Below are 25739 nucleotides of genomic sequence, written 5' to 3' on the forward strand. Positions count from 1 at the left end.
TTTTTTCAAACCGCGCTAGAACTTCTGTCCACATCGTTTTCGTCACCCTGACTGGTTTTTAGGGGATTCTAAACGAAGACCTTGAAAGGGCTGGCTGTAAAAGCGAAACCAATAGTAGCCGTGACCACAGAAACGGAAATTCACCCCCATCCCCAGATAAAAAACAAAAAAAAGCGGCACTCCTCCAGAAACGAAAAGCGCCGCTCTCCTTAACCCAACACCACGCCCTATTCAGCCTTGAAGCAATACACCGCCAGCTTGTTCCCATCCAGATCCCGGGCGTAGGCAGCGTAGGCATTGTCCGCCCAGCCACGTGAGCCTGGCAGGCCTTCGCAAACGCCACCGTTTGCCAATGCAGCTGTATGGAAGGCATGGACAGCAGCGCGGTTCGGTGCTTCGAAACTGACGGTGACACCATTGCCGACGGTGGCCGGATTTCCATTAGCCGGATTGAGTACGAAGAACGAAGGCTTATCGATGCCCCAGATGGAGCCGGCCTCATCGAGATCGGTAACGCGGTTCAGGCCAATTTCCTTCAAAACAACATCATAGAATGCGCGTGCTTTTTGCAGATCTTTAGTGCCGACGGTGACATGAGTAAAAACAGACATCTTTGTTTCCTTACTGTTGGTGGTGATTGGGCTGCCGACGGATCAGAGACCCGTCGGATATCAGAAATGAATGACGGTGCGAATGCTTTGCTGTGAAAGTTGCCCCTGATGTTTGAAGTCAGGGGCATGACTTCAGATGTCTTTCAACAGCCGCAGCGCATCGTAGATGGCGGCGTGGGTATTGCGCGCCGAGACCGCATCGCCGATCCGGAACAGCTGGAAGCGGCCTTCAGGGTTGGTCACGATGTTCTGGGTTTTGCCGGCGATCAGATTGTGCTGCTCGACTGCGCCGTCATTGCTCGAATGGGGTCGCAGATCGAAGTACAAATCGTCCAGGGGAAGGGTGCCGTGGTTGATCACGACTTGATCGACCGCCCGCTGTTTATGCACCTGGCCATAATCGCTGCCGAAGTTGGCAACCAACTGTCCGTCGCGCTTCTCTACGGAATCGACCCGATACGTGACGGTAAAGGTGACGTCCAGGTCCTGCAGGCTGCGCATGTAAGGCACCAGGTTCATCGCCATCACCTCCGGCGAAAACGACCGGTCAGGCGTGACGATCTCCAGTTTTGCACCGCTGTTGGCGATGACCTCTGCTGCTTGTAGCGCCGCATGGTCGCCAGCGTCGTCAAAGATCAGCACGTTCTGGCCGGGCTTGACGTCGCCGGAAATGATGTCCCAGGTCGACACCACCAAATCGTTACCCTGTTTGAGCACTTCGGTGTGCGGCAAGCCGCCCGTGGCAACGATCACCACATCCGGCTCTTCAGCCAGCACCGTCTCGGCCTCGGCCCATGTGTTGAAGTGGAACTTCACACCCAGGCGTTCGCATTGCGCCATGCGCCAGTCGATGATGCTGATCATCTCGCGGCGCCGTTCGCTGAGCGCAGTCAAGCGGATCTGCCCGCCGGGCTGGTCGGCGACTTCGAACACCGTGACGTCGTGGCCACGTTCACCGGCGACCCGCGCCGCCTCCAGACCCGCGGGGCCGGTCCCGATCACCACCACCTTGCGCTTGGCCGGCGCCTTGGGAATTTCGTGGGGCATGGTGGTTTCACGCCCGGTGGCGGCGTTGTGGATGCAATACGCCGCGCCGCCTTGATAGATGCGGTCCAGGCAATAGTTGGCCCCTACGCAGGGGCGGATGTCTTCTTCGCGCTTTTCGATGATCTTGCGCACGATGTGCGGATCGGTCATATGCGCTCGGGTCATGCCGATCATGTCTACCTTGCCGGAGGCAATGGCGTGTCGCGCCGTGGCGACATCCGGGATCTTGGCCGCATGGAAAGTAGGGAAGCCGGTGGCCGAGCGGATCTCGCCGGCAAAATCCAGGTGCGCAGAGTTGCGCATGCCCTGGATCGGAATCACATCGGTCAGGCCGGCATCGGTATCGATGTGCCCGCGTACGACGTTGAGGAAGTCGACCAGACCGCTGTCCTTGAGCATGTGAGAAATCTGCATGCCGTCCTTCGCACCGAAGCCACCGGGCAGGTCCTCATCGCCGGTGTAGCGGACCCCGAGCAGGAAGTCTTCGCCACAGCGTTGGCGGATACCGCGCAGGACGTCAAAGGTGAAGCGCAGTCGGTTTTCCAGCGAGCCGCCGTACGGGCCGTCAAGATCGTTGGTCAATGGCGACCAGAACTGATCCATGAGGTGACCGTAAGCCTGCAACTCCAGACCATCGAGGCCCGCCGCCTTCATGCGTTCGGCGGCATCCACGTAGTCCTTGATGATTCGATCGATGTCCCAGTCTTCCATCTTTTTCGGAAAGGCCCGGTGGGACGCTTCACGGCGATGAGACGGCGAGACGACCGGCAGCCAGTCAGCCTTGTCCCAGCGCGTGCGCCTTCCCAGGTGGGTCAACTGAATCATCACCGCCGCACCGTGTTCGTGGCATTCGTCGGTCAGATCCTTCATCCATTTGACCACCTCATCTTTATACGCCAGCACGTTGTTGAACACCGGCGGGCTGTCGCGGGAAACAGCGGCGGAGCCTGCGGTCATGGTCAGCGCCACACCGGCCTTCGCGCGCTCAACGTGATAAGCGCGGTACAGATCCTTTGGCATGCCGTCGACAGGATAGGCGGGTTCATGGGAGGTGGTCATGATCCGGTTTTTGAGAGTCAGGTGCTTGATCTTATAGGGCTGCAGCAAGGGATCGCTGGACATGGTGTTGCGCTCCGGGAACAGAACATCAGGCTTGGTTTGACATGACGGTAGGTCGAATGTTCACTTGTGTCAATGAGTGAGACACAGGTGTACATTTTTCTTGCGCGGTGGAAAAACCAGGATTAAGATCGATTCGAACAGGGGGGATCGTCAGGGGGTCTTTCTGAACCCGCTGCCTTAATATGATTTTTAAAAGGAGAGCCTACGTGACAGCGTTATCCGATAGTCGTTTGGCGAGCAGGCAAACAGCTTTTACTGAAATTCCAATCATAGATGTGTCGCCACTTATCAACGGTAATAATCCACTGCAGGTGGCAAGCCAAATAGGTGATGCATGCGAAAAGGTGGGGTTCTTTTATATTAAAAATCATGGTGTTGATCAGCAGTTGATAGACAACATGTACAGGCTGAGCAAGGATTTTTTCAAGCTTCCATATGAGGAGAAAAACGATCTTAATGTCGTCAACTCCGGACTGACGCTGCGCGGCTATATACCGATGTATGCGGAGAACGTAGACCCTGCCAACACCCGCGACTTTAAAGAGTGTTTTGATTACGGCGCTCATTACGATGATATTTCTCCATTTTTTGGCCCTAATCAAATGCCTTCCGCACTGCCACAATTCGAGAAGGTTGCCGACGCTTATCATGGCGCTGTATTGGCGCTCGCGAGAACGCTCATCGGCGCAATTGCGCTGAGTTTAGGTTTGCCACAGGATTACTTTGAACGTCTTCAGCGCAAGCCCATCACTATTCAGCGAATTTTGCGTTACCCGCCCCAGATGGGTAGGGTTTCCCAAGAAGAGATTGGTATTGGGGCTCACACGGACTACGGTTTCCTGACAGTCCTGTCCCAAGATGCAGTTGGCGGTTTGCAGGTCATGAATCGTGCTGGGGAGTGGGTTACTGCACCACCGGTTGAAGGCACGTTTATCGTCAACATTGGTGATCTGGTTCAAACCCTGACCAATGATCGATACACATCGACAATGCATCGCGTCATCAATACCAGCGGCCTGGAACGTTATTCCATACCGTTCTTTATTGATTTGGATTTCGATGCGGTTGTTGAGCCTGTGTCAACCTGCGTGAGTGAGACTTTGCCTGCGAAGTATGAAGCGTACACGTGTGGCAAACACAAATTTAAGCGATTTGTTGATAGCTATGCGCACCTGAAAGAAACCGAGAAGGCATGATCGTTCTTCTGGCTACGAAGATGCTGATTGGAGGTCAAAGTCGCCAGCCTGCGAACGAATGTTCCACCAGAACCACAAGAAACGCCTTGGCGTGTCTTGTGGTTTTTTTCAAGCGATGTTTGCCGATGTAACAGGCTCCCGCGAGATTGCGCGTGCAGCCAGGAAGGCAAGAACAGCCGCCACGCCCAGCAACGCGGCGCTCAACTCGAAGGTCGCTCGATAGCCGCTCGAGTCAAACACCAGCCCGCCGACGGTTGCACCCGAGGCAATGGCCAGTTGAATGATCGCCACCATTAAACCGCCACCCGCTTCAGCTGCCTCCGGCAATGTCCTCGCCAGCCACGTCCACCATCCCACCGGCGCCGCAGTCGCAACCAGTCCCCAGAGACCCAGCAAGACAGTGGTGGTGGCCGCCGAACTGCCGAATGAAACCAGCGCCAGTGCGATCACCGCCATCAAGATCGGGATGACGATGAGGGTGCGATGCAGGCCATTTTTCAAGAAGGCTTCAATCAGGAAGGTTCCCGCGAGGCCCGCCAGACCGAGGACGAGCAGCATCAGCGAGAGCATGGAAACACTGACATGCGTGACGGCTTCAAGGAACGGTCGCAAATAGGTAAACAGCATGAACTGACCCATGAAAAAGACACTGACCGCCAACATGCCTAACGCGACGGGCAGGCTTTTCATCAACTTCAAGACATTTCCAGTGCCTGAAACGCTTTGCGATTTCATCGCTGGAAGGCTGAACAAAAGCCAGACACTGGCGACTACCGCGACCGGAATGACGCACATAAACGCACCGCGCCAGCCGATCAAGGAACCGAGGAAACTGCCCAAAGGTGCTGCAATCACCGTCGCCAGAGCGTTGCCGCCGTTGACGATTGCCATGGCCCGAGTGATCTGGTCTTCAGGCACCAGGCGCATGGCGGTTGCCGCCGACAACGACCAGAAGCCGCCGATCGCCACACCGATCAATGCGCGGCCGACCATGAACACCCAGTAGTTCGGCGCGAACGCGACCACTGTTCCCGAAATCATCATCAGCACAGTCAGTGACATCAGCAGAGGCTTACGGTCGAACCGCGCCGCCACCGCAGCGATCAGGAGGCTGGCGAACAGCGCAAACAGCCCAGAGACAGAAATGCCCTGGCCTGCTTGCCCTGCGGTGATCTGCAGATCGGCGGCAATCGGCGTCAGCAGGCTGACGGGCATGAACTCCGATGCCACCAGCACGAAGGCGGCGAGTGACATGGCGAATACGGCGCCCCACGAGGGTTCAGCTTTCCGGGGGGCGTGGAGGGAGTGGCTGGTCATTGATTGAATCCTGTCATGCGCGAAGCGTTGCGGCCCCGTGAACGAGGCCGCGAGAGAGAACCGGTGTCGGTCAGGGGCACTGGCCAGTTACTTCAGGTTGCTTTTGAAGAAGGAGGTCAACTTGGCGAATGGAATGAGGTTGACCCGGTCGTAAAGATCCACATGCCCGGCATCTGGAATGATGAGCAGTTCTTTAGGCTCGGCGGCGCGCTTGTACGCGTCCTCACTGAACTCGAGTGAGTGTGCCTGGGCGCCAGCAATGAACAGCAGCGGGCGAGGGGAGATCGTCTCGATGTCGTTGAACGGATAGAAGTTCATGAATTTCACGTTGCTGGTCAGCGTCGGCATAGTAGTAGTTTGCGGCGATGCGCCAGCGGGGGTGACCTCGCCGCGCGCAGTGCGGTAGAAATCATAGAACTCATCACCCACGGCGTTGCCGGTCAGCTTTAGTGGTGAGCCGCTGGTGTAGCGAACTTCGCCGCCCCAGAATTCCGCGTTACGCTGCTGCGCCGCATCGCGAATGATTTGCTCGCGTTGCTCCAACGTGACTGAGTGCTTGAGGCCGTTACGGTTGGCCGACCCCATGTCATACATGCTGACGGTGGCGATGGCCTTCAGACGTGGATCGATCTTGGCGGCGCTGATCGCGAAGCTGCCACTACCGCAGATGCCGATAACGCCGATACGCTCTCGATCGACGATCGGGCGAGTGCCGAGGTAGTCCACGGCGGCACTAAAGTCCTCGGCGTAGATATCAGGCGAAACCGCTTGGCGAGGCGTACCTGCGCTTTCGCCCCAGAACGACAAGTCCAGCGACAGCGTGACAAATCCCTGCTCGGCCATTTTGGTGGCGTACAGGTTCGCACTCTGTTCCTTCACTGCGCCCATTGGATGACCGACAATGATCGCGGCGTTCTTGGATTGAGGATCGAGACTCTTTAGGGTGAACAGGTTGCCTGCCACCTTCATACCGTATTGATTCTTGAAGGTGACCTTTTCTACGGTCACCTTGTCGCTTTTGTAGAAGTTGTCTGCACCGTTCGACCTATCGGCGCCCATTGAAGAAAATGAGGTAACAAGCAGCCCGAGGGCAAGAAGAATGCCTTTCACTGGATAGCCCTTTCGATTGAGTGGTAATTCGCTGGCGTCTTCGCTTAACCAGCCAAGGTGGCGTTGTCGATCACGAAGCGATACTTGACGTCGCCCTTGAGCATCCGCTCGTAGGATTCGTTGATCTGGTCGGCTCGAACGAGCTCGATGTCGGCGACGATGCCGTGCTCCGCGCAGAAATTCAGCATCTCCTGCGTTTCGGCGATGCCGCCGATCATTGAGCCGGCAATCGTCCGGCGCTTCATGATCAGGTTGAACACGTTGGGCGACGGATGTGGTGAGGCGGGCGCACCGACCAGGGTCAGCGCCCCGTCTCGCTTGAGCAGAACCAGGAAGGCATCGAGATCGTGCGGGGCTGCGACGGTATTGAGGATGAAGTCAAAGCTCTTGGCATGCGCAGCCATTTCTTCAGCGTTGCGCGACACCACAACTTCATCGGCACCCAGTTGTTTTGCTGCTTCGCGCTTGGATTCAGAGGTGGTGAACGCCACGACGTGAGCACCCATCGCATGGGCCAGCTTGATGCCCATGTGGCCCAGCCCACCGATACCGACCACGCCGATTTTCTTGCCCGGCCCGGCGTTCCAGTGACGCAGCGGGGAGTACGTGGTGATGCCCGCGCACAGCAGCGGCGCGACGGCGGCCAGTTGCTCCTCCGGGTGGCGGATGCGCAGAACATAACGTTCATGCACCACAATGTTTTGCGCGTAGCCGCCGAGCGTCCAGCCGGGTGCGTCCGGGGTCGGGAAGTTGTAGGTGCCGATCATGCCGTCGCAGTAGTTCTCCAGGCCGGTTTCACAGTCGTCACAGTGTTTGCAGCTGTCGACGATGCAACCGACACCGACCAGGTCTCCAACAGTGAAGTCCGAAACGTGCGCACCCACCGCCGATACACGGCCGACAATTTCGTGCCCCGGTACGCAAGGAAACTGAGTGCCTGCCCATTCGGCACGCACCTGATGCAAGTCCGAATGGCAGATACCGCAGAAGGCGATATCAATCTGAACGTCATGGGCGGCGGGGTGACGGCGGCGGATCTGCAAAGGCTCAAGGGGTTTGTCGCCCGCATGAGCACCATAGGCTTGTACAAGCATGGGAGAGACCTCAAAGAATTTGTCGGATGGACATTTTCCCGTTCTGACAAGGCTCTCAGTAGTGCAATCCGCTGGATTACTTGCCTGATTCTATGAGTCTTCGTTCTATCGCAGGACGGTTGCGGGCGGGCGGGTTAGAGTTCAGCGAAGAGGTATGAGACGTTCATGATGACCCAACACGAAACCGCCACATCGCCCCAGGAGGCGCTCGCCCAGGTCATTGGCTCGCGGGTCTTGAAACCCGGTGACTACGCAACCTCGATTGCAGGCCTCGGCTTCTTCAGGCGCGAACACCCGTCGCCGCCCGTTGTTTGCATGGTCGAACCGAGCATCATTCTTGTCGCCCAAGGCGAGAAACAGCTGTGGGTAGGCGGTGAGGGTTATCCGTATGACGCTTCGCGTTTTCTGGTCACCTCACTGGATTTGCCGGCCAACTCGGAGGTGCTCGCGGCGAGCCCGGAACAACCGTGCCTCGGGCTGACGCTCAAGCTCGATTTGCGCATGCTGGCAGAGCTGATAGCGCAGAGTGACCTGCCGCCCACCCGTGAACGTTCGGTCGCGAAAGGGGTGGGCATCGGTTCAGTGACCGCAGCCATGCTGGCGTCGTTCGAGCGCTTGTTGGCGCTGCTCGATGAACCGGAAGCCATTCCTGTTCTCGCCCCTTTGATCCAGCGTGAAATTCACTACCGTCTCTTGAAGAGTGATCAGGCGGGCAGGTTGCGACAAATCACGTCTGTCGATGGTCAGGGCTATCGGATCGCCAAAGCCATCGATTGGCTGAAATTGAATTACGCCTCGGCCCTGCGGGTCGATGACCTTGCCGGCCGGGTGCAAATGAGCACGCCGACCTTTCACCACCATTTCCGCCAGCTCACTGCAATGAGCCCGTTGCAGTACCAGAAATGGCTACGGCTAAACGAGGCGAGGCGCCTGATGCTCAACGAGCATCAGGATGTATCCAGCGCGGCGTTCAAAGTCGGCTATGAAAGCCCTTCGCAGTTCAGTCGCGAATACAGCCGACTGTTTGGAGTGCCGCCTAAACGAGATATTGCGCTGTTGCGAGGGGCAGGGTAGCGACAGGGTGAGGTCATTCAAAAATGGTGGTTGGTCCACGTGCGGGACGCAACGTCTCCTCGGCGGCCAACCGTCAGTCAGTCACGGAACCCTGCGGTATTCTCCCGGCGAAACTGTCCACCAGGCTCGCCACCACCATCTCTCCCATCCGCGTGCGGGTCTGCAGCGTCGCACTGGCGCGATGGGGCTGCAGTACCACGTTCTCGTTGCCGAACAGTGTCTCGGGGACGTTCGGTTCATCGACAAACACATCCAGCGCCGCACCCGCGATCTCACCAGCGGCAAGCGCCGCCACCAGATCGACCTCGTTGACCAGCTTGCCGCGCGCCACGTTGATCAGATACCCGTCCTTGCCCAGCGCCTGCAGCACCTCGGCATTGATGATGGCTTCAGCCTTGTCGGCAGCGGCGGCGAGAATCAGCGCATCACTGTTGCTGGCCAGCTGCTTCAGATCGGCGATGAAAGTGTGGTTCACATCGCTCATCGGCTGCAGATCGGTGTAACTGATCGGGCAGCCGAACGCTGCGGCCCGGGTCGCCACGGCACGGCCGACCCGGCCCATGCCGACGATGCCGATGCGCATGCCCGACACCTGACGCGCCAACGGCAACGGGGCCAACGGTGTCGGGCTATGGGGCCATTGCCCCGAACGCACATAACGATCACTGGTGCACAGACCCCGGCACACGGCAATCAACAAGCCGATGGCCAGGTCGGCGACATCTTCGGTCAGCGCGCCGATGGTTGCGGTCACGCGGATCCCGCGATCCCTGGCGTAAGCCAGATCCACCGCATCGGTGCCAACGCCATTGACCGCCACCACTTCCAGTTTGGGCAATTGCGCCATCAGCGCCTGGCTGATTCCGGTGTGGCCGCCGGTGATCACCCCGCGAATGTTCGCGCCGTGTTCCTGCAAATAAGCCGGCTTGTCGGCCTGCTGGAAGTAACGTCTGACGGTAAACAGCTCATCGAGCCGCGTGTTGATTTCGGGGATCAGGATCGGGCTGAGCTGCAAGACTTCTGGCTTCATGTAAACCTCGCGTAACAGAATAAAAAGTCCGGTTTAACCGCGACCGGCAAACGGCATGGCACTGGCCATGACGGTCATGTTCAGGACGTTCGCCTCCAGCGGCAGAGCGGCGATGTAGCGCACGGCATCGGCCACATGCTTGACGTCCACCATCGGCTCCACCGCGATGGTGCCGTTGGCCTGGCGCACGCCTTTGGTCATGCGCACCGACATCTCGGTGAGGGCGTTGCCGATGTCGATCTGGCTGCAGGCGATGTTGAATTCGCGGCCGTCCAGGGCCAGGGATTTGGTCAGTCCCAGCACCGCGTGTTTGCTGGCGGTGTAGGCGCTGCTGAACGGGCGTGGGGTATGGGCCGAGATCGAGCCGTTGTTGATGATGCGTCCGCCTTGTGGCTGTTGCCGGCGCATCAGTCCGAAGGCACCACGGGCACAGAGGAAAACGCCGTTGAGGTTGGTGTCGATCACGTTGCGCCACTGCTCGAACGTCAGCTCATCGAGCGGCACCGCAGGGGCGTTGACCCCGGCGTTGTTGAACACCACGTCGAGGCGTCCGTAGACCTCGGTGATGGTGGCAAACAGCGCATCGACACTGGCCGGGTCGCGCACATCAGTGGGCACCGCCAACGCTTCGTGTCCTTCGCTGAGCGCCAATCCGACCAATGCCTGTAAAGGCTCTGGCCGACGACCAGCCAATACCAGGGTAAAGCCGTCGGCCATCAGAGCCAGGGCCACGGCGCGGCCGATTCCGCTACCGGCGCCGCTCACCAGAGCCACTTTCAAAGGACTGTTCATGTTGTTATCTCCTTCTTCAATTCACGAGGGCGTAAGCCGGGTTCAAGGTCGCTGACCGACGCGCATTTCCAGTTGGCCGATGCCGTCGATCCCGGCGTTGATGATGTCGCCCGGCTGCAGCACATCAACGCCAGCCGGGCTGCCGGTCATGATCAGGTCACCGGCCCGCAGCGCTACCGACTGCGAGATGCGGCTGATGATTTCACTGACTGACCAGATCTGGCTGTCGAGGCTGTCGCGCTGGCGCTCTTCGCCGTTGACGTTCAGCCACAAATCGCCGTCCGGGTGTCCGGCGCGAGTGACTGGCACGATGGCGGTCATCGGCGCGGCGCCGTCGAACACCTTGGCACCTTCCCACGGCAAACCATTGCTTTTGGCCGAGCGCTGGACATCACGACGGGTCAGATCCAGCCCGGCGGCGTAGCCCCAGACATAGGCCAGCGCCTGGCTCTGCGGAATATTGGCGCCACCTTCACCGATGGCCACGACCAATTCGATTTCGTGGGCAAACTCTTCGGTCAACGGCGGGAACGCCACTTCACCCGCCGCATCTACCACGTTGCTCGCCGGTTTCATGAAGAACACGGGCGGCTGGCGGGACTGGCCCTGGGTGTCTGGCCACGGGTAGTTGCGGCCGACGCAAAATACCCGGCCAACGGGGAAACGCTGCTGGCTGCCGGCAACCGGCAAGGTCACGGGCAGATCCGGGGTAAACACATACTCGGTCATCATCATTTTTGTAGTAGTCCTGTTAGAAGCGTCAGCGTACGGCGGCAATCTTTTGCGAAGTTGGACGAATGCCGCCTCATGTTGGAGAAATACGGTTTTTTTGACTCAGCGCACCTTGAGTTCTATGCGGTACAAGCGACCGAGCAGCAACGAATAGGACAGGGTGCCAATCAGCGCCACGCCGCCAATGAACCAGAAGGCGTAGGCAAACGAGCCTGTCGCGTGGACGATGCCGCCAATCACGATCGGAGTGACGATCCCGCCGATGTTGGCGGCCAGGCTGGTAATCCCGCCGGTCAGGCCGATCAGTTCCTTGGGCGCGACTTCCGATACGGCTGCCCACGATGACGAGGCAATCCCTTGGGCGAAGAAAGCAATGGTCAGCACGGCAATGCAGATCACGTTCGAGTCGGTGAAATTCACCAGGACGATCGACATGCCCAGCATCGATCCGACCACCAATGGCAACTTGCGCGCGAAGGACATTGAGTAGCCGCGTCGTATCAGCAGGTCGGAGACGATGCCGGCCAGCAGAATGCCGACCGTTGCCCCCACGAACGGCAGCACCGCGAAGATCCCGGCCTTGATCATGGTCAGCTTGCGTTCTTCGATCAGGTACGTCGGGAACCAGGTCAGGAAGAAGTACAACGCCGAGGTGCTGGCGAACTTGCCGATGCAAATCGCCCAGATCTGCCGATAACTGAACAGCTCGGCGATCTGCCGCCAGTTGAACCGGGTGCGTTCCTGACTGCTCTTGACCAGTCCACCCCCGGCTTCGATGTACTTGAGCTCTTCCTGGCTGACGTTCTTGCAGTTCAACGGATCGCGGTACAGGTACAGCCAGATCACACCGAACACAATGCCAAGTATCCCGGTGCTGTAGAACACGTGTCGCCAGTCATAGGTCGTGGCCAGCCATAACAGCGCGCCGGTAAACAGTGCCGTGCCCAAATACTGGCCGCACACGTAGATGCTGCTGGCCAAGCCCCGTTCGCGGGCCGGGAACCATACCGTCACCGCTCGGCTGTTGGCCGGAAACGCTGGAGCTTCCATGGCGCCGACGGCCAGGCGCAGCCCGAACAGCGAAGCGAATCCTGTGGCAAAGCCTTGGCACACGGTGACCGTCGACCAACTGATCAGCGACACCCCGTAAGTGAACCGGGAACCGAAGCGATCGGCGATGAACCCGGCGGGGACCAAGGCCAGTGCGTAGGTCCAGGCAAACGCGGAAAAAATCAGGCCCATTTCGATCTTGTCCAGGCCCAGATCCTTGGCCATGAACGGTGCGGCAATCGAGATGTTCACGCGGTCGATGTAGTTGATGATGGTTGCAATCAGCAGCAACGACAGCATGAACCAGCGCCGACGTGTCGGCAGGCGCTGAGACAGTGCGGCGTCCCGGGCGCCGGCGCTCACCGACGGCGCGGTGGACGAGGAGGTGTGCGAGTTCGACATGAGTAGACCTTTTTTTGTTGGAAGAATCGAGATGTTCGCGCGCAGCCGAAGCCGTGCCTCCAGTGCCGGGGCAGAGCAATCGCTACTGGAAGGAGAGGCGCGGACAGCCGCTGTCAGGCGCTCAGATACGCCTTCGGACAGGTTCGGTCGGGGGAGGGTTGGCGAGAGAAAAAAGCAGGTTCATGAGTGCACACCTTTTGATTGTTTTTGGAAGGGTCGGGCTGCATTGCCTGCCACAGTGGTCGTACAACCATGCAAAATCAACGGAGGCGTTAGATCGTTTTTTCTCCTGAAAAAGGCGATTGATGCAGGTGTCCAAGAAAAATCAAATCAGCTCATTTCCTTGGTTATGCTTAATGTGTTTCATAAGATGATGTTTTTAAAAGATTAATGATTTTTGTGTGCTCGTGGTTTTTTGGACAAACGACACATCACACACGGATTCAATTAATTCTCTGTATTTCATTGTCATCCTATGACGTGTTGAACCCAGCGGTGTCTGCCATCACAATCACCGCGGTCGCCGCCGGCATCGCGGCGCGACGACAACCTGTCCATGTACCTGTCGAGGATCCTCAGGCGATGTCGTCACCGAGTCGAGTACCCACTTACGTCATGCAGCAACGCAGCGAATTGACGGACTTCTACATCCGCGACAAAAAGGGACGGCGCGCCGAAACCAGCCCGCATCGCCACGAGTATTTCCAGATCCAGGTCAACCTCGGTGGCGATACCATGCAGCACATCGGCAACGTCGAACGTCCGTTTCCGCGCAATACGCTGGCCTTCATCCTGCCGCATCGCGTGCACGTGATTCCGCATCCGGCAGACAGCAACTTCATGGTGATCAATTTTTCCCAGACCTTCCTGCTGCCGCATTTGCAGTGCGACCCGATGGACCTGGAGGAAGTCTCGATTCTGCTGGCGCCGGAGTTGTCGCCGTTCCGCTTTCAGGAGCATCTGGATTTCATCCTGGCCGATGAGGATTTCAGCAAAGTCTGTGGCTTGATCGAGCAGATGCGCGTGCTCGATGAGAACCGTCAGTTTGGCACCCGCGAGATGCTCAAGGGGTTGTTGCTGCAACTGCTGGGGAGCGTTTGTGCCTTGTATGCCGAGCCGCTCAAACGATTGGCCGAAGAGAATGCCGCCGAAGTCAGCCGGCGCAACGCGCTGAGCAGGATGTCCGAATACTTGCGCAAGAATATTGCCGACCCTGATCTCAATCTGATCAAGGTGGCTGCTGCGACTTACCTGTCACCAACTTACCTGACGCACTGGTTGCGCAAGGAAATCGGCAAGACTTTCACTGAGCTGGTGCTCGAACGCCGGATGCACGCGGCACGCAATTATCTGCTCAATGGGACACGACCGGTGGGGGAGGTGGCGAGGTTGTGCGGTTTTGCTGACGAGGCTTATTTCTCCCGACGCTTTCGCCAGATACATGGCCAGCCACCCGGGCAATTCAGACGTCAGCAACTCAACCCCGATACTCCGCAATCACCGTCCAGCACGTGATCGACAGCTGTGGGTGATGTGGCGGTAGATACCGAGGTCGATCTGGCCGAAACCGGACTTGCCGGCGCGTGCCAACGGCTGCCAGAGAATGTCCATCCGCCAGGTCAAAGTCCTAGCGCGTTGAAAGATTGAGGTGTGATATTTCTTTTGGGGGCTGTAAGTATTCAGTCAATCCCTGGAACCACATCACCTCCACGAAATTACCACTGATGCTCAGGTCTTCTGTACGCAAGCCTGTCAGGAATGCATCTTTACTGTTTTTTGCAGACAAGATGGCGAAACCCTTTTCTGCATCTTTAAACGTCAGGGTGAATGCTGGCTTTTCAGTCAAGCCGGCGGAGGAATTTATCTTGCCGTTTGTGATGGTGAAGTAGCGACCCACTCCACCCTCCGTTCGAATTTGAAAGACCAGCTCCTTGCCTCTAGCGTACTTTGCGCAGCCAGGGCTTTTTTTGATCGCTCGCTGTAACAGCTTGGTCAAAGCCCATAACAAAAATTTAAACTTCAGCATGGTGAGCTTGCTCCGTAAGTTATTACTCGTTGAGGAACTGAATAGCATGTTTCAGAAAACGCTCAGGGCATTGGAACTGAGCGCCGTGACCTGCATCTGGATACAGGAATAGCTGGGCGTTCGGGATGTTCTGAGCCATGTACCAGGAGTTGACCGTTGGAACCATAACGTCATTCATGCCGTTCAGAATGAACGTCGGCTGTTTGATCTCGCGCAGATGTTTGAAAGGATCGTTCGGGTCCAGCTTTGGCAAATAGTGCATATTCGCTTCGATCTGGGCCTGTATCACTTCAGGAGAGCTGGGTGGGTCCTGGTCGACACGCTGATGACGGCGCTCCCAGAAATCACGTCCGGCCTGCTGCGCCGCCGCGGATCGACCGAAGAACAGAAACAGAAAGTCTTCCAGGGTCGGAACGGGGCGCGGTGCAGCTTCCAGCACTCCAGGGTCTGAATCCGGATTACCGCCACGAGGTCCGGTGCCGAGCAGCATGAGCTTGCGCACGAGGTCGGGATGGCGTCGAGTCAGGTCCTGGGCTTGAAAACCACCGAGTGAGAAACCTAGAACATCGACCTTGGACAGGCCCAGCGCGCGGATCACCGCAGCCGCATCGTCGGCCATCTGTTCGATCCGGGTGCGCGGTTTTCCGGATGATGAGGCAATCCCGCGACCGTTGTAGAGGATGACCTCGCGCCCCGCAGCCAGGCCATCCGTGATGAGTGGATCCCAATGATCCATACCGCCGCGAAAATGTTGAAGAAAGAACAGGGGAGGCTGGCCTGTCGTATTGTTGCCCCAGCGGCGATAGGCAAATTGATCACCATCAACTTCCACGAAGCGGGTAGGGGTGGTGAAATGGGTGTCGGTCATATTGAAGTCTTCCAGGTGGTGGTTGTGGCGATCTGTGCGAGCGAGCCTCGGGCTTAGGCCCGCGCCCGCATGCGCCGCGTACGGAACGTGCCCCAGCCGCTTTTCATCACTGATTTCGAAAATGCCCACAGCCCACTTTCGTTGGGACGCGGATCACCGCCATTGGCGATTCGTTTGAGCTGCAGCGTGTACCAGAAGATTTCCATGACGCCCATCTGATCGATTTGCTTGATGCCTGTGGTGATCGGCCGTACGCGTTGCGAACTGTCCTGCCCTTGCAGCAGGGCCGCCGGTGCCTCGGGATCAATGGCCAATAGCCGCGCGAGGCCAATGACATCGAGCGCTCCAGAACGCAGCGCAGCGTTCATGGCGGCGGCACTGCGAAAACCGCCAGTGACCATCAAAGGCACCTTGATCGAGGCGCGCACCTTTTCAGCAAACTCAAGAAAGTAAGCCTCACGCGCTACGGTGGATGCTTTCTTCGTCTCCTGGAGCCCACCGCTCATGGCTGGTGCCTCATAGGTGCCCCCCGAAATCTCAATCAGGTCGATGCCTGCTTCGGCAAGTGCATGAATCGTCGCCATCGATTCCTCTTCGGTGAAGCCTCCGCGCTGGAAATCTGCGGAGTTGAGCTTGATGCCGACGGGAAATTCGGCGCCGACCTGGCGGCGAATCTCGGCGTAAACAGCCAACACGAAACGTCGACGTTTTTCCGGGCTGCCACCCCATTCATCCGTACGCCGATTGTGGTGTGGCGAGAGGAACTGGTTGATCAGATAGCCGTGCGCGCCATGGATTTGCACGCCGCTGAAGCCGGCCTCCTTACAGATGGCCGCGCTGCGTCCAAAGCGCAGGATGATGTCTTCGATCTCGGCCGTGGTGGCTTCGCGTGGAGTCTCGAAGAGCGCGGCCATGTCTTCGCGAAAGGGCACGGCCGATGGCGCGAGGTTGCTGGCATTCAAGCCTTTGGTCGACTGCTTTCCGGGGTGATTGAGCTGCACCCAGATCGCCGCTCCCTGCCCGGTTGCCGCACGAGCCCACTGGCGTAGCACAGGCAGGTCCGCTTCATCCTCGATCACCACGTTGCCTGGTTCACCGAGTGCACGGCGGTCGATCATCACATTTCCGGTGATGAGCAAACCAATGCCCGAGGCGGACCAACGCCGGTACAACTCGACCAGTTTCAATGTCGGGTGATTGTTGTAGGTGCCCAGCGTTTCGCTCATGGACGCCTTGGCGAGGCGATTGCGAAAAGCGCTGCCGTTCGGGAGATGCAAAGGCTGGTTCAGCAGATTTTCTTCAGGCGAGGCGGCGGTCATGGTGAGTTCTCTATAAGGGCTGATTCAAGATTGAAGGGTGTGCAGCGGAATGGCGTTCGATACCCGCTTGTTTTTCACTGGGATGTACGACATGGCATGCTCGGTCAGCGCGGTAATCGTCAGGCTTGGATTGACCCCGAGATTGGCGCTGAGCATCGAGCCGTCGCAAACCAGCAGGTTCTGATAACCGAAGACCCGGTTCTGTACGTCCATCACGCCGCGCTCCGGCGAGTCCGCCATCGCACAGCCGCCCATGCAGTGGGCCGTGGTCGGGATGTTGAATAAGATCTCGGACAGAAAGGTGGTAGGTATGCCACCGAGTGCCTTTGCGCCCTTTTCAGCAAAGGCATTCGCCTCTGGAATGAAGGTGGGGATGGGGCCGCCTTCGCTGGCGAGCCGTTTCGCGAACGGCCAAAACCAGCGACGCCTGAGCCGCATGTCGAGAGACGCGTCCGCTGTCTGCATCACCAGCAGTAACATGGTCTGACGGGCGAAACCTGCGGGGTTGTGCACGAGCAATGCTTGCAGTGGATGTTTGAGCAGCGTCCATAGCCAGGTCAATATTCGCGTCCACCCCGGGCGCCCGCCGCATAGCAAGGTCATCATCAGGCCTATCGCATCCGAGCCTTCCGGATAGCGCACGACTCCGATATGGGTGTGCTCATCGAGATAGATGCTGCCGCCCCCCGCCAGTCCCGGCGACATGCTCTTGTCCGCTGCCGGAAAGCGTATGCCGATAAGGGATTCGGCATTGGTGCGCACACGTTTTCCGAGGTCGTCGCTGATGCGCGGCAATGACCCGTTTTGCTTGAGCCGGAACAACAATTCCATGGTGCCCAACGACGAGGCGGCGAAGATCACGCCGCGGCAGCGAAAACTGCGGCGCTGTTTGGCGAACCAGGCGGTCGAGCATTCAGTGAAGACTTCATAGCCATCACTGCCGTCTTCTTTGCCGTTGAGCGGTCGCACGTCCACCACCTTGGTCTCGGCAAAAACCTGGGCGCCACGCTTTTCTGCGAGATAAAGGTAATTCTTGTCGAGTGTGTTCTTGGCGTTGTGCTTGCAACCCATCATGCAGCCACCGCACCCGGTACAGGTTCCGCGCGCCGGGCCTTCACCATTGAAGTAGGGATCCGGGTAGGTCTGACCGCCTTCTTCACCATCGGGAGCAAAGAAGGTACCAACGCGTGGAAGGTGAAACGTGTGGCCCACACCTTGCAAATCCGCCATTTTCCTGAGGCGCAGATCAGCCTCGCCCATGATCTTGCTCTCTGTCACGCCCAGCATCTTTTCCGCCGTGGCGTAGTACTGCGGCATGATCCGTTTCCAGTCCGCCAGGCCGGCCCAGGAACCCTCATTCCATACGTTATCGCGCGGTGTCAGCAAGGCATTGGCATAGGTGATGGATCCGCCACCGACAGCGTTGCCGCTGACGATCATCACGTGACGGAACAGGCGCATGTTGTAGAAGCCGAACATCTTAAGCCCAGGTCGCCACATCCAGCGCCGCGCGTCCCAGTTGGATTCTGGAAAGTCCTCGGCCGTCCAGCGTCGGCCCATCTCCATTACGCCAACGCGGTAGCCCTTTTCTGTCAGCCGGAAGGCGGACACGCTGCCACCGAATCCGGAGCCAATCACGACGTAGTCGAAATCGAAAGATGGATTCATTGCGTGCTGCTCAGGCAAGCACTGCGATCAGGCGTGAAAGCACGGGTCATGCGGTGTCTCCTTGTTTTTGTAATGGTGCTGCTGACACTGGTGGCAGGAGCGACTCCTGTCAGAATGACTATACCATTCGTATATTTATATCGCTATACGAACAGTATAGTATTATTGATCTGTAGACGTAGTCGCAGGAAGGGTCAAGTCAGAAACGGTAGGTTATCTGCGTACCTATAATGTGCGCGCTGTTGTCGTATTTTGCGTTGTAGCCGGGCTGTACGCCGGTTGTATTTGCCTGGCTGACGGAGGTGGTCGATTCCCATAGATAGCCGTAAGCCAAATCGATGGTCAGGTCGGTGTCGGGAGAGAAACCTATACCCAGCGTCACGGCTTTTCGGTCGCCCACGGGGAGTCGGACGTTTCGATCGGCATTGCGGGCAGGTGATGGATCGTAGGCGAAGCCGCTGCGCAACAGCCATTGCGGGGAAAGCTGGTAAGAGGCCCCAACGGCCATCGACCAGGTGTCATGTAATTTAAAGTCATCTGCGAAGCTGCTGAAACCCAGTTGCTGGCCCAGCGGCGGTACACCACTATTGACCGCTTCGATCCTCTGAACGCGGCTCCATCGGGTCCAGGTTGCGCCCAGGTAGCCAGTCCAGCGGTCGTCAAAGTGATGGGTAAACGATGTGTCCAGCGACTCTGGCAACGTGATGTCTATTTTATTGCTGTATTTGCCATCGAGACCGAAAGCACTTGGCGAGTTGCTCACCTGCGTATGGCCGTTGACATGAAAATCAAGTTTTGAATGATAGGTGACGCCCCACGTGGTGGAGTCGTTCAGGTCGACCATCAGGCCGAAATTATAGCCAACGGCGTTATCGTTACCCTTGATAGTGATCTTCGTATCGGTGCCCCCATTGAGCTGCCCTGTGGCCAAATAGGTTTGCATATTGTTTTCGATACGGTTCAATGTCAGCCCGCCTCCGACAGAGACATGATCATTGATGCGATAAGCAACGGCGGAGTCCAGGGTTTTAACTTGAACCTTGCTATAGGAGCCATGGTAGCGTCCCTGGAACGAACTTTCGTAATCGTTCACAAGACCATAGAGCGCGTACATGCCCAAGCCGAAAGTGAAGCGTTCGTCAATCGGTATGGATAAATAGCCAAAAGGGATTGTCGTCAGGGGTACGGAATCTCCTTTGTTGGTGCCTGGCGCATCGCCATGAGCGTTTTTAATATCGCTATTGACCTTGAACAAGGCGAACCCTGCGCTCACTTCCCTGCGCTTTATCTTGCTCAGGCCGGCCGGATTTCCATAGACAGTACTCGCATCCAGGGCCGCGGACGAGCGCCCGGCATAAGCAGTTCCGGCGCTGCTGACACTTTGCTCGTTAATGGATAAACCATTGGCTAAAGATAAAGTTGCCTGCCCACAGAGAGCCAATGACAGAGTGAATATGAACAACGCTTTGCTTGACTTGAGTATCGGGGTGGACCCTGTCTCAAGATGACGTTTCAAACGCAGTACTGATTTCTGGGAAGGGCGAAGCGCAGAAAGATATTCATGGTTCATCTGGCGGTACCTGTTGTTGTTGTTGTTGTTGTTGTTGTTGTTGTTGTTGTTGTTGTCGGGATGAATAGAAAACGTGGGCGGCCGTATACATCAACAGTCCCGGCTGGGCTGGAGTAGGAGAGTGTTAATTGGGTCTTGCAGATATGTAGTTGTTTTTTAGTTGCAGAGCCCTCTCTGGAATATCACGTGCTCAGGCGATCGCCGTATTTATATATTTGGGGGTTGCAAGTTGGGGCCAGACTGAGCCGCGTGCGGTTACAAGGGTGCGGGCAGCGCGCAGGTAAGAGGTAATGGCGGCTGTCCCCCTCGACTCGCATGACGCGAGAGAAGGGGAAAGGGAGGGGACCTGCAGTCCTAGGGCTTGTATTCGAGTACTTTGCACACGCGTGTGAAGGCGGGTCGATCCCCTTGCAACAGCTTTGCATGACCTTCGCGAAGTGCGCGAGTTGGGGTGATCTGGCGCAGGACTAACGCAATGAAGGTTTCCATGTCGCATTGTATTTTGACGTCGATGGGCTCTTCGCTCGGCCCGGAGCGTGCCAACAGGTTCCCGTCGTTGACTCGAATATGGAAGACTTCCGCCCCCACCTGGAACTCGTACAACTCCTGCAAACCGGCGCTCGCTGCCGAATCGTTCGAGCCTGTCAGGCACAGGGCTATGAGCTCCGCACGAGCACTGGACGGATCGATGCGCTCGTCGATCGGCAGGCTCAGTCCCCAGAATCCCAGCGCGATCACCGGCTTGCGTAGTTGCTCGCCCAAGTCCGTCAGCTCGTAAGCTGGCGTGGCGGAAGGTGTGTGCACGGTGACTTGTTGAATGACGCCGTTCTGCACCAGCATGGCCAGGCGTTCGGACAGTCGGTTTGTACCCATTGCAGGCAGGATCGCGAGCAGATCCTTGAAACGCTTCGGACCTAACAGGAGTTCGCGAATCAAGAGCAGCGTCCAGCGATCTCCGAGTACGTCGAGCGACCGGGCTAAGGGGCAGAGTTGACCGTAGGTTTTGTTTGTCATGGCGCATTGTACAAAATTCCGCTCAGTTGAAATACAGTGAAAAGCCACTGCTGCCTCAAGTCGAAGGCATTGGGCGTTGTTCCAGTCCCTTGGACGGCTGATCTCACGGTCGCTTTCATGTATCGCTCACTGAACAGGTTGAGTCATTCTTATTGATTTCACTATACCGTCCGCTTAGTCATTACGCTATATAAAACGTATAGCTACACTATAAACCTGTCCGTTATCGCGCAATGCGCTGGACGACCCAGCGGGTGAGAGCCGCAGGCGCGAGACGTGTAGCGAACGACAGGAATCCGGCTTGCATGCCGACTGTCCAGTGGGTCTTGTGGATTCGTCGTTTCGACGTCGCGCAAGCCCACACGGTCGATGCGACGTCGTGCGAGGTGAGCCGGATACCCAGCGATCTGGCGCTGGGGATACGACCGTAGTCATCAGCCATTGCGGTCTTTACGAAGCTCGGCCAGATATCGCTCACGCGAATACCGAACTTTCCCCATTCGAGGTCGAGCCCTTCGGTGAATCCGCGCACGGCGAACTTGCTCGCCGAGTAGGTTGCAAGTTCGGGCTGGCCGTAGATGGCGGTGGCGGAGGCCATATTGATGACATGAGAGCAGGGCGTGCCTCGCAGGTACCGGAAAGCGCTGTGACAGCCGGTGATCATTCCCTGAACGTTCACGTCAAGCATTGCCTGGTGTCTGGTCAAGGGTACGGCTTCAAATTGCCCGGCAGCGAGAATCCCGGCGTTATTGAGCAACACGTCAAGCCGCTGGCCGCTGTGTGCCCAGAAATCCACAAGCGCTCGCTTCCATGCTTCGGGATCGCTCACGTCGAGCGCTCCGCAGACGGCATTGCCCTCTCCCAGGGTCGCGGCAACCGCGGCGACACCCTCTGAATCGATATCGTATAGCCCCACGAACCAACCGCGCCGCGCAAACAACTCAGCGCAGGCGCGACCGATTCCCGAAGCCGCGCCTGTGACGAAGATCGCTGGTCTCCATTCAGGAAGAAGGGATTGAGTCGGGTTTCTGGCTGTTTGATTGCTCTGTACCACAGTGATGTGCGGTTTCATTTCAGAGGTTCCCTTCAGGAGCTGAGCATTCAGGTTTTGTGTGCAGGTCAGTGCATATTGCGAGAGTAATATAACGGTGTTATGTTTTGCAATAACAGTGTTATCCAGCTCTCCGACTGATCCGATGACTGGTCAGGAGGTGGAAATACTGATGGGAGCGCTTGCTCTCTACGTTTGTCACCGGAGGATCCAAGAGATGACGAAGATGCATGCACCGCCCGAGTACCTTGATATGGAGTCCCGTGGCTCTGTGTTGATTGCGCGGCTGGATGGAGGTCCACACGGGCTGATGGGGTTGGACATGGCCAATGAGCTTGCGGCGCTACTGGACAAGCTGGAGTCCGATACCGCGGTAAAAGCAGTTGTGCTCACCGGAACTCATCCTGAGCGTTTCATCGGTCATGCAGACGTTCGTTGGCTGCAGGAAGGTGGAAAGAGTATCCCGTCGGTCGGGCGCGGTATGGCCTCGGCGATCGCTCGAACCGCCAAGGCCGTTCGCGGTATTGCGCCATTGGCGGCAGCGGCGTCCCTGACACCGCTGGATGGCGGGATGCAACTGGACAAGCTGCACGACACTTTTTTACGGATGAACCGCAGTGGCGTCATTTTCGTCGCCGCGCTGAATGGATCTGCGCTGGGACTGGGCAGCGAGCTCGCGCTAGCGTGTGACGTGCGCCTGATGGCGGATGGCGATTTCTTCATCGGGCAGCCCGAGGTGCTTCTTGGAATCCTTCCTGGTGGCGGAGGCACTCAGCGATTGCCACGTCTGGTCGGCGCCCATCGCGCGCTGATGCTGATGCTTGAAGGTCGGCCGGTGGCGCCACAGAAGGCGCTCGAAATAGGCTACATCGACGAAGTGGTTGCTCCGGATGCGCTGCTTGATCGCGCCATCGAGCTGGCCGGGTATCTGGGTTCCCGACCCAAAGGGGCGATTGAGGCCGTCAAGCGAGCCGTGTACTTCGGCGGGTCAGCCACCCTCGACGAGGGGCTGCATAGGGAGCGTACCGAATTCATCAGGATCTCGCCGACCGAGACGGCGCAATCGCTGATGGTCGAATACCTTGAGCGCACCGATCGGGACGGCAACGCGCCGTTCTACAACCCGGCCATTTTCGAGCAAACCCTTGAGCAAGGCTCTTTGCCCCTGCAAAACGGGGGAGGGAGGAAATGAATCAAATGTCACCGCTTACCTATCAGTTCACTCGCCAGGACGTTCAATTTGACTCGGGTGAAACCTACTGTTCGGCCTGGCTCTACCTGCCGGTTGGCGTGGAGAAACCGCCGATCGTAGTGCTCGGACACGGACTGGGTGCGGTTCGCGAGATGCGCCTCGATGCCTTTTGCGAACGATTCGCCGCTGCGGGAATCGCTACATTGGCCTTCACCTACCGTTATTTCGGAGACAGCGGTGGTCGGCCCAGGCAGTTGATGTCTGTGAAACGGCAACTGGCTGACTGGGATGCCGCGCTGGACTTCGTCAAAGGCTGCGCGGAGGTCGATGGGCGCCGGGCTGCCGTATGGGGAAGCTCGTTTGGGGGAGGGCATGCGATTACCGTGGCCAGCCGGCATCCCGAGTTACTGGCCGCCATCAGTCAGTGCCCTTTCACCGATGGCCTGGCTTCAACTGCCGCACTGGGTGTGAAGGGATCGCTGCAGGTAATGCCGGTGCTCCTGCGTGATTTTGCAGCCAGGCTACTGGGTCGCCCGCCCGTGATGGTGCCAATCGCTGCCGCTCCCGGTCAGCCAGCCTTGATGAATGCGCATGACGCGCTGCCGGGTTATCTGGCCTTGGTGCCGAAGGGCATGGTGTTCGTCAATCACGTCGCCGCACGGGTGCTCCCGGAAATCATGGTTTATCGGCCCGGACGCTCGGCCTCCAAGGTGAAGCTCCCCATCCTGTTTTGCGTCAGCACCACTGACACCGTCACGCCACCGGAACAGACGATCGCCTTGGTGCGCAAGGCGCCGCATGGAGAAACCAGACTCTACGCGGCGGGGCATTTCGAGTTCTACATGGGCGACGCGTTCGAAGAGCTGGTGACGGATCAGACCCAATTTCTGACGAAGCATCTACTCGGCTCTTCAGCCAACTGATTCAAGCGTTTTCGTCACTTTTCAGAGAGAACAACAATAATGTGTTTTTCCAGACTTTCAGATGTGCGCGCGGCGACAGAGCCTGATGCTCTGTGCATCGCTGACGACAGCAGCAACCTGACTAACCGGCAGTTCCATTCCAGAGTCCTCGCGGCAGCGGGAGTATTCGCGGACAGGGGAGTGGGCGTTGGGGACGTCGTTGCAATCATGTTGCCCAACCAGGTGGAGTTTGTGGTGGCGATGTTCGCCGCCTGGCGTCTGGGGGCTGCGGTCACGCCTATGAATCCGGGGCTCACCAATAAGGAAGCTGCTCATCAATTGGTTGATTCGGGGGCGAAGCTGCTCGTCAATATCAGTGGCGAAACTGTGATCCCAAGTGTGCAATCCCTGCCAGTGGCCGATCTGGAAGCAGGGGCACCCTATACCGGTATGCCGATTGCAGAGCTTGCCGCACTCGCTCTGTTGATCTACACCAGTGGCACTACCGGCCTGCCGAAGGGCGTGATGCTCGATCACGCCAATATCGAAGCCATGTCACAAATGGGCCGACATTCGCTCAAGGTTACAGCAGCAGACCATTGCTTATTGATACTGCCACTCTTTCACGTAAACGGCATTGTGGTGAGTACCCTTATCCCGCTATCAAGCGGTGGTCGGGTTTCGATTCGCAAGCGTTTCAATGTCGACACGTTTTTTGAGGATGTCGAGTGGCTTCGACCCACCTACTTCTCTGCAGTGCCAACCATCTACGCAATGCTCAGCGCGTTACCTCGCGAGGTAAAACCTTATACCTCCAGTCTTCGGTATGGCATCTGCGGCGCGGCGCCTGCATCGGCGCAACTACTGGAAAAATTTGAAGCTCGCTTCGGTTTTCCGCTGCTTGAGGGATATGGTCTGTCCGAAGGCACGTGCGCTTCGACCATCAACCCCTTCGACGGCCTGCGCAAGGTCGGTACGGTCGGGCGGCCCTTCATCGGGCAACGCATTGCAATCGCCGACCCGAGCGGTGTGCATTTGCCGCAGGGCGCCACTGGCGAGGTGCTGGTTCAAGGCCCTAACGTCATGCGCGGTTACCTTGGCAAGCCCGAGGAAACGGCGAAGACCATCGTCGATGGCTGGTTGCACACCGGCGACATTGGCAGGATCGACGAAGACGGTTATCTGGCCATTGTCGGGCGCCTTAAAGAGATGATCATTCGCGGCGGCGAGAACATCTATCCGAAGGAGATCGAGGATGTGTTGTGCGAATTTCCGGGGGTGCTTGAAGCCGCAGTGATTGGTGTCCCTCACGAGACCTTCGGCGAAATAGTGGTTGCCTACGTCGCGTTTCGTACGGGAATCGCCGGTACCCAGGAGGGCTTGAATGAGCACTGCACTGACCGGCTGACGCGTTATAAAAGACCTTCCACGATCAACATCATCGATAGCCTGCCAAAGAATGCCGTGGGCAAGGTCGACAAGCTGAAGCTGCGCAAGATGTGGACCGAATGTGTCGATTGACAGGTAGTTACCTGATGGACTTTAGGCGAAA

Annotated in this window: 23 protein-coding genes; 7 read left to right on the forward strand and 16 right to left on the reverse strand. The window is 57.7% G+C overall.

What is annotated here, in order from left to right:
• Positions 1–227: 227 nt before the first annotated feature.
• Positions 228–611 carry a VOC family protein gene (locus C8K63_RS03890; RefSeq protein WP_108215482.1) on the reverse strand — a complete coding sequence of 128 codons (384 nt, stop codon included), beginning with the start codon at positions 609–611 and terminating at the stop codon, positions 228–230.
• A gap of 132 nt (positions 612–743) precedes the next feature.
• Positions 744–2780, reverse strand: coding sequence for an NADH:flavin oxidoreductase (locus tag C8K63_RS03895; RefSeq protein ID WP_108215483.1), 2037 nt, complete (start codon positions 2778–2780; stop codon positions 744–746).
• A gap of 206 nt (positions 2781–2986) precedes the next feature.
• Here C8K63_RS03895 and C8K63_RS03900 point away from each other — a divergent pair, with 206 nt between their 5' ends.
• Positions 2987–3976, forward strand: coding sequence for an isopenicillin N synthase family oxygenase (locus tag C8K63_RS03900; protein ID WP_108215484.1), 990 nt, complete (start codon positions 2987–2989; stop codon positions 3974–3976).
• Between the two features lie 108 nt (positions 3977–4084).
• On the opposite strand, the gene C8K63_RS03905 is transcribed toward C8K63_RS03900, so the two are convergent.
• The 3 genes from C8K63_RS03905 to C8K63_RS03915 form a co-directional block, all read right to left on the reverse strand.
• Positions 4085–5293, reverse strand: coding sequence for an MFS transporter (locus C8K63_RS03905; RefSeq protein ID WP_108215485.1), 1209 nt, complete (start codon positions 5291–5293; stop codon positions 4085–4087).
• Between the two features lie 87 nt (positions 5294–5380).
• A complete protein-coding gene (locus C8K63_RS03910) occupies positions 5381–6403 on the reverse strand; it encodes an alpha/beta hydrolase (protein WP_108215486.1) in 1023 nt (340 codons plus the stop codon).
• A 44-nt stretch (positions 6404–6447) separates the two neighbouring features.
• Entirely contained in the window at positions 6448–7497 is a 1050-nt protein-coding gene (locus tag C8K63_RS03915; RefSeq protein ID WP_108215487.1) for an NAD(P)-dependent alcohol dehydrogenase, read from the reverse strand.
• A 165-nt stretch (positions 7498–7662) separates the two neighbouring features.
• Between C8K63_RS03915 and C8K63_RS03920 the strand changes: the two genes are divergently transcribed.
• The gene (locus tag C8K63_RS03920; RefSeq protein WP_108215488.1) at positions 7663–8571 is read left to right on the forward strand and encodes an AraC family transcriptional regulator; all 909 of its coding nucleotides are present in this window, start codon (positions 7663–7665) and stop codon (positions 8569–8571) included.
• A gap of 73 nt (positions 8572–8644) precedes the next feature.
• Here the strand turns inward: C8K63_RS03920 and C8K63_RS03925 are convergent, their stop codons facing one another.
• The 4 genes from C8K63_RS03925 to C8K63_RS03940 form a co-directional block, all read right to left on the reverse strand.
• Positions 8645–9601: a 2-hydroxyacid dehydrogenase gene (locus tag C8K63_RS03925; protein WP_108215489.1), complete on the reverse strand. Its 957-nt coding sequence runs from the start codon at positions 9599–9601 to the stop codon at positions 8645–8647.
• A gap of 33 nt (positions 9602–9634) precedes the next feature.
• Positions 9635–10393, reverse strand: coding sequence for an SDR family oxidoreductase (locus C8K63_RS03930; protein WP_108215490.1), 759 nt, complete (start codon positions 10391–10393; stop codon positions 9635–9637).
• Positions 10394–10435: 42 nt separating this feature from the next.
• Positions 10436–11128: a fumarylacetoacetate hydrolase family protein gene (locus C8K63_RS03935; protein ID WP_108215491.1), complete on the reverse strand. Its 693-nt coding sequence runs from the start codon at positions 11126–11128 to the stop codon at positions 10436–10438.
• 99 nt (positions 11129–11227) lie between these two features.
• A complete protein-coding gene (locus tag C8K63_RS03940) occupies positions 11228–12577 on the reverse strand; it encodes an MFS transporter (protein ID WP_108215492.1) in 1350 nt (449 codons plus the stop codon).
• On the opposite strand from C8K63_RS03940, the gene C8K63_RS03945 reads away from it, so the two are divergent.
• A complete protein-coding gene (locus C8K63_RS03945) occupies positions 12576–12968 on the forward strand; it encodes a hypothetical protein (protein ID WP_146176368.1) in 393 nt (130 codons plus the stop codon). The genes C8K63_RS03940 and C8K63_RS03945 overlap by 2 nt on opposite strands.
• Positions 12969–13159: 191 nt before the next feature.
• Positions 13160–14092: an AraC family transcriptional regulator gene (locus C8K63_RS03950; protein ID WP_108215494.1), complete on the forward strand. Its 933-nt coding sequence runs from the start codon at positions 13160–13162 to the stop codon at positions 14090–14092.
• 112 nt (positions 14093–14204) lie between these two features.
• Here C8K63_RS03950 and C8K63_RS03955 read toward each other — a convergent pair whose 3' ends face one another.
• The 7 genes from C8K63_RS03955 to C8K63_RS03985 form a co-directional block, all read right to left on the reverse strand.
• Positions 14205–14603, reverse strand: a complete 399-nt coding sequence (locus C8K63_RS03955) for a helicase (protein WP_108215495.1) — start codon at positions 14601–14603, stop codon at positions 14205–14207.
• Positions 14604–14625: 22 nt separating this feature from the next.
• On the reverse strand, positions 14626–15471 hold the full coding sequence (locus C8K63_RS03960; protein WP_108215496.1) for an alpha/beta fold hydrolase: 846 nt from the start codon (positions 15469–15471) through the stop codon (positions 14626–14628).
• Positions 15472–15524: 53 nt separating this feature from the next.
• On the reverse strand, positions 15525–16790 hold the full coding sequence (locus C8K63_RS03965) for an NADH:flavin oxidoreductase/NADH oxidase family protein (RefSeq protein WP_108215497.1): 1266 nt from the start codon (positions 16788–16790) through the stop codon (positions 15525–15527).
• Between the two features lie 24 nt (positions 16791–16814).
• Positions 16815–18458: a GMC family oxidoreductase gene (locus C8K63_RS03970; RefSeq protein ID WP_108215498.1), complete on the reverse strand. Its 1644-nt coding sequence runs from the start codon at positions 18456–18458 to the stop codon at positions 16815–16817.
• A gap of 199 nt (positions 18459–18657) precedes the next feature.
• On the reverse strand, positions 18658–20028 hold the full coding sequence (locus C8K63_RS03975) for an outer membrane protein transport protein (RefSeq protein WP_108215499.1): 1371 nt from the start codon (positions 20026–20028) through the stop codon (positions 18658–18660).
• A 354-nt stretch (positions 20029–20382) separates the two neighbouring features.
• Positions 20383–21042, reverse strand: coding sequence for a winged helix-turn-helix transcriptional regulator (locus C8K63_RS03980; protein WP_108215500.1), 660 nt, complete (start codon positions 21040–21042; stop codon positions 20383–20385).
• Positions 21043–21265: 223 nt separating this feature from the next.
• On the reverse strand, positions 21266–22114 hold the full coding sequence (locus C8K63_RS03985; protein ID WP_108215501.1) for an SDR family oxidoreductase: 849 nt from the start codon (positions 22112–22114) through the stop codon (positions 21266–21268).
• Positions 22115–22310: 196 nt separating this feature from the next.
• On the opposite strand from C8K63_RS03985, the gene C8K63_RS03990 reads away from it, so the two are divergent.
• From C8K63_RS03990 to C8K63_RS04000, 3 genes are read left to right on the forward strand one after another with little or no spacing between them, the layout of a single operon-like run.
• Positions 22311–23285 (forward strand): enoyl-CoA hydratase/isomerase family protein, encoded by a 975-nt coding sequence (locus tag C8K63_RS03990; protein WP_256594892.1) that lies wholly within the window; start codon positions 22311–22313, stop codon positions 23283–23285.
• A complete protein-coding gene (locus tag C8K63_RS03995; protein WP_218279787.1) occupies positions 23282–24208 on the forward strand; it encodes an alpha/beta hydrolase in 927 nt (308 codons plus the stop codon). The genes C8K63_RS03990 and C8K63_RS03995 overlap by 4 nt, the downstream gene beginning before the upstream one ends.
• 39 nt (positions 24209–24247) lie before the next feature.
• Positions 24248–25708 carry a class I adenylate-forming enzyme family protein gene (locus C8K63_RS04000; RefSeq protein ID WP_108215503.1) on the forward strand — a complete coding sequence of 487 codons (1461 nt, stop codon included), beginning with the start codon at positions 24248–24250 and terminating at the stop codon, positions 25706–25708.
• Positions 25709–25739 lie beyond the last annotated feature (31 nt).

Source organism: Pseudomonas sp. GV085 (assembly GCF_003050925.1).
Lineage (GTDB): Bacteria > Pseudomonadota > Gammaproteobacteria > Pseudomonadales > Pseudomonadaceae > Aquipseudomonas.

Excerpts from the sequence above, each read along its gene's own strand:
- C8K63_RS03975 (WP_108215499.1), bottom strand. The coding sequence starts at position 20,028 with ATGAACCATGAATATCTTTCTGCGCTTCGCCCTTCCCAGAAATCAGTA.
- C8K63_RS03925 (WP_108215489.1), bottom strand. The coding sequence starts at position 9,601 with ATGAAGCCAGAAGTCTTGCAGCTCAGCCCGATCCTGATCCCCGAAATC.
- C8K63_RS04000 (WP_108215503.1), top strand. The coding sequence starts at position 24,248 with ATGTGTTTTTCCAGACTTTCAGATGTGCGCGCGGCGACAGAGCCTGAT.
- C8K63_RS03935 (WP_108215491.1), bottom strand. The coding sequence starts at position 11,128 with ATGATGATGACCGAGTATGTGTTTACCCCGGATCTGCCCGTGACCTTG.
- C8K63_RS03980 (WP_108215500.1), bottom strand. The coding sequence starts at position 21,042 with ATGACAAACAAAACCTACGGTCAACTCTGCCCCTTAGCCCGGTCGCTC.
- C8K63_RS03950 (WP_108215494.1), top strand. The coding sequence starts at position 13,160 with ATGTCGTCACCGAGTCGAGTACCCACTTACGTCATGCAGCAACGCAGC.
- C8K63_RS03940 (WP_108215492.1), bottom strand. The coding sequence starts at position 12,577 with ATGTCGAACTCGCACACCTCCTCGTCCACCGCGCCGTCGGTGAGCGCC.
- C8K63_RS03945 (WP_146176368.1), top strand. The coding sequence starts at position 12,576 with ATGAGTAGACCTTTTTTTGTTGGAAGAATCGAGATGTTCGCGCGCAGC.
- C8K63_RS03995 (WP_218279787.1), top strand. The coding sequence starts at position 23,282 with ATGAATCAAATGTCACCGCTTACCTATCAGTTCACTCGCCAGGACGTT.
- C8K63_RS03930 (WP_108215490.1), bottom strand. The coding sequence starts at position 10,393 with ATGAACAGTCCTTTGAAAGTGGCTCTGGTGAGCGGCGCCGGTAGCGGA.
- C8K63_RS03890 (WP_108215482.1), bottom strand. The coding sequence starts at position 611 with ATGTCTGTTTTTACTCATGTCACCGTCGGCACTAAAGATCTGCAAAAA.
- C8K63_RS03905 (WP_108215485.1), bottom strand. The coding sequence starts at position 5,293 with ATGACCAGCCACTCCCTCCACGCCCCCCGGAAAGCTGAACCCTCGTGG.
- C8K63_RS03960 (WP_108215496.1), bottom strand. The coding sequence starts at position 15,471 with ATGACCGACACCCATTTCACCACCCCTACCCGCTTCGTGGAAGTTGAT.
- C8K63_RS03895 (WP_108215483.1), bottom strand. The coding sequence starts at position 2,780 with ATGTCCAGCGATCCCTTGCTGCAGCCCTATAAGATCAAGCACCTGACT.
- C8K63_RS03965 (WP_108215497.1), bottom strand. The coding sequence starts at position 16,790 with ATGACCGCCGCCTCGCCTGAAGAAAATCTGCTGAACCAGCCTTTGCAT.
- C8K63_RS03920 (WP_108215488.1), top strand. The coding sequence starts at position 7,663 with ATGATGACCCAACACGAAACCGCCACATCGCCCCAGGAGGCGCTCGCC.
- C8K63_RS03970 (WP_108215498.1), bottom strand. The coding sequence starts at position 18,458 with ATGAATCCATCTTTCGATTTCGACTACGTCGTGATTGGCTCCGGATTC.
- C8K63_RS03955 (WP_108215495.1), bottom strand. The coding sequence starts at position 14,603 with ATGCTGAAGTTTAAATTTTTGTTATGGGCTTTGACCAAGCTGTTACAG.
- C8K63_RS03985 (WP_108215501.1), bottom strand. The coding sequence starts at position 22,114 with ATGAAACCGCACATCACTGTGGTACAGAGCAATCAAACAGCCAGAAAC.
- C8K63_RS03915 (WP_108215487.1), bottom strand. The coding sequence starts at position 7,497 with ATGCTTGTACAAGCCTATGGTGCTCATGCGGGCGACAAACCCCTTGAG.
- C8K63_RS03990 (WP_256594892.1), top strand. The coding sequence starts at position 22,311 with ATGACGAAGATGCATGCACCGCCCGAGTACCTTGATATGGAGTCCCGT.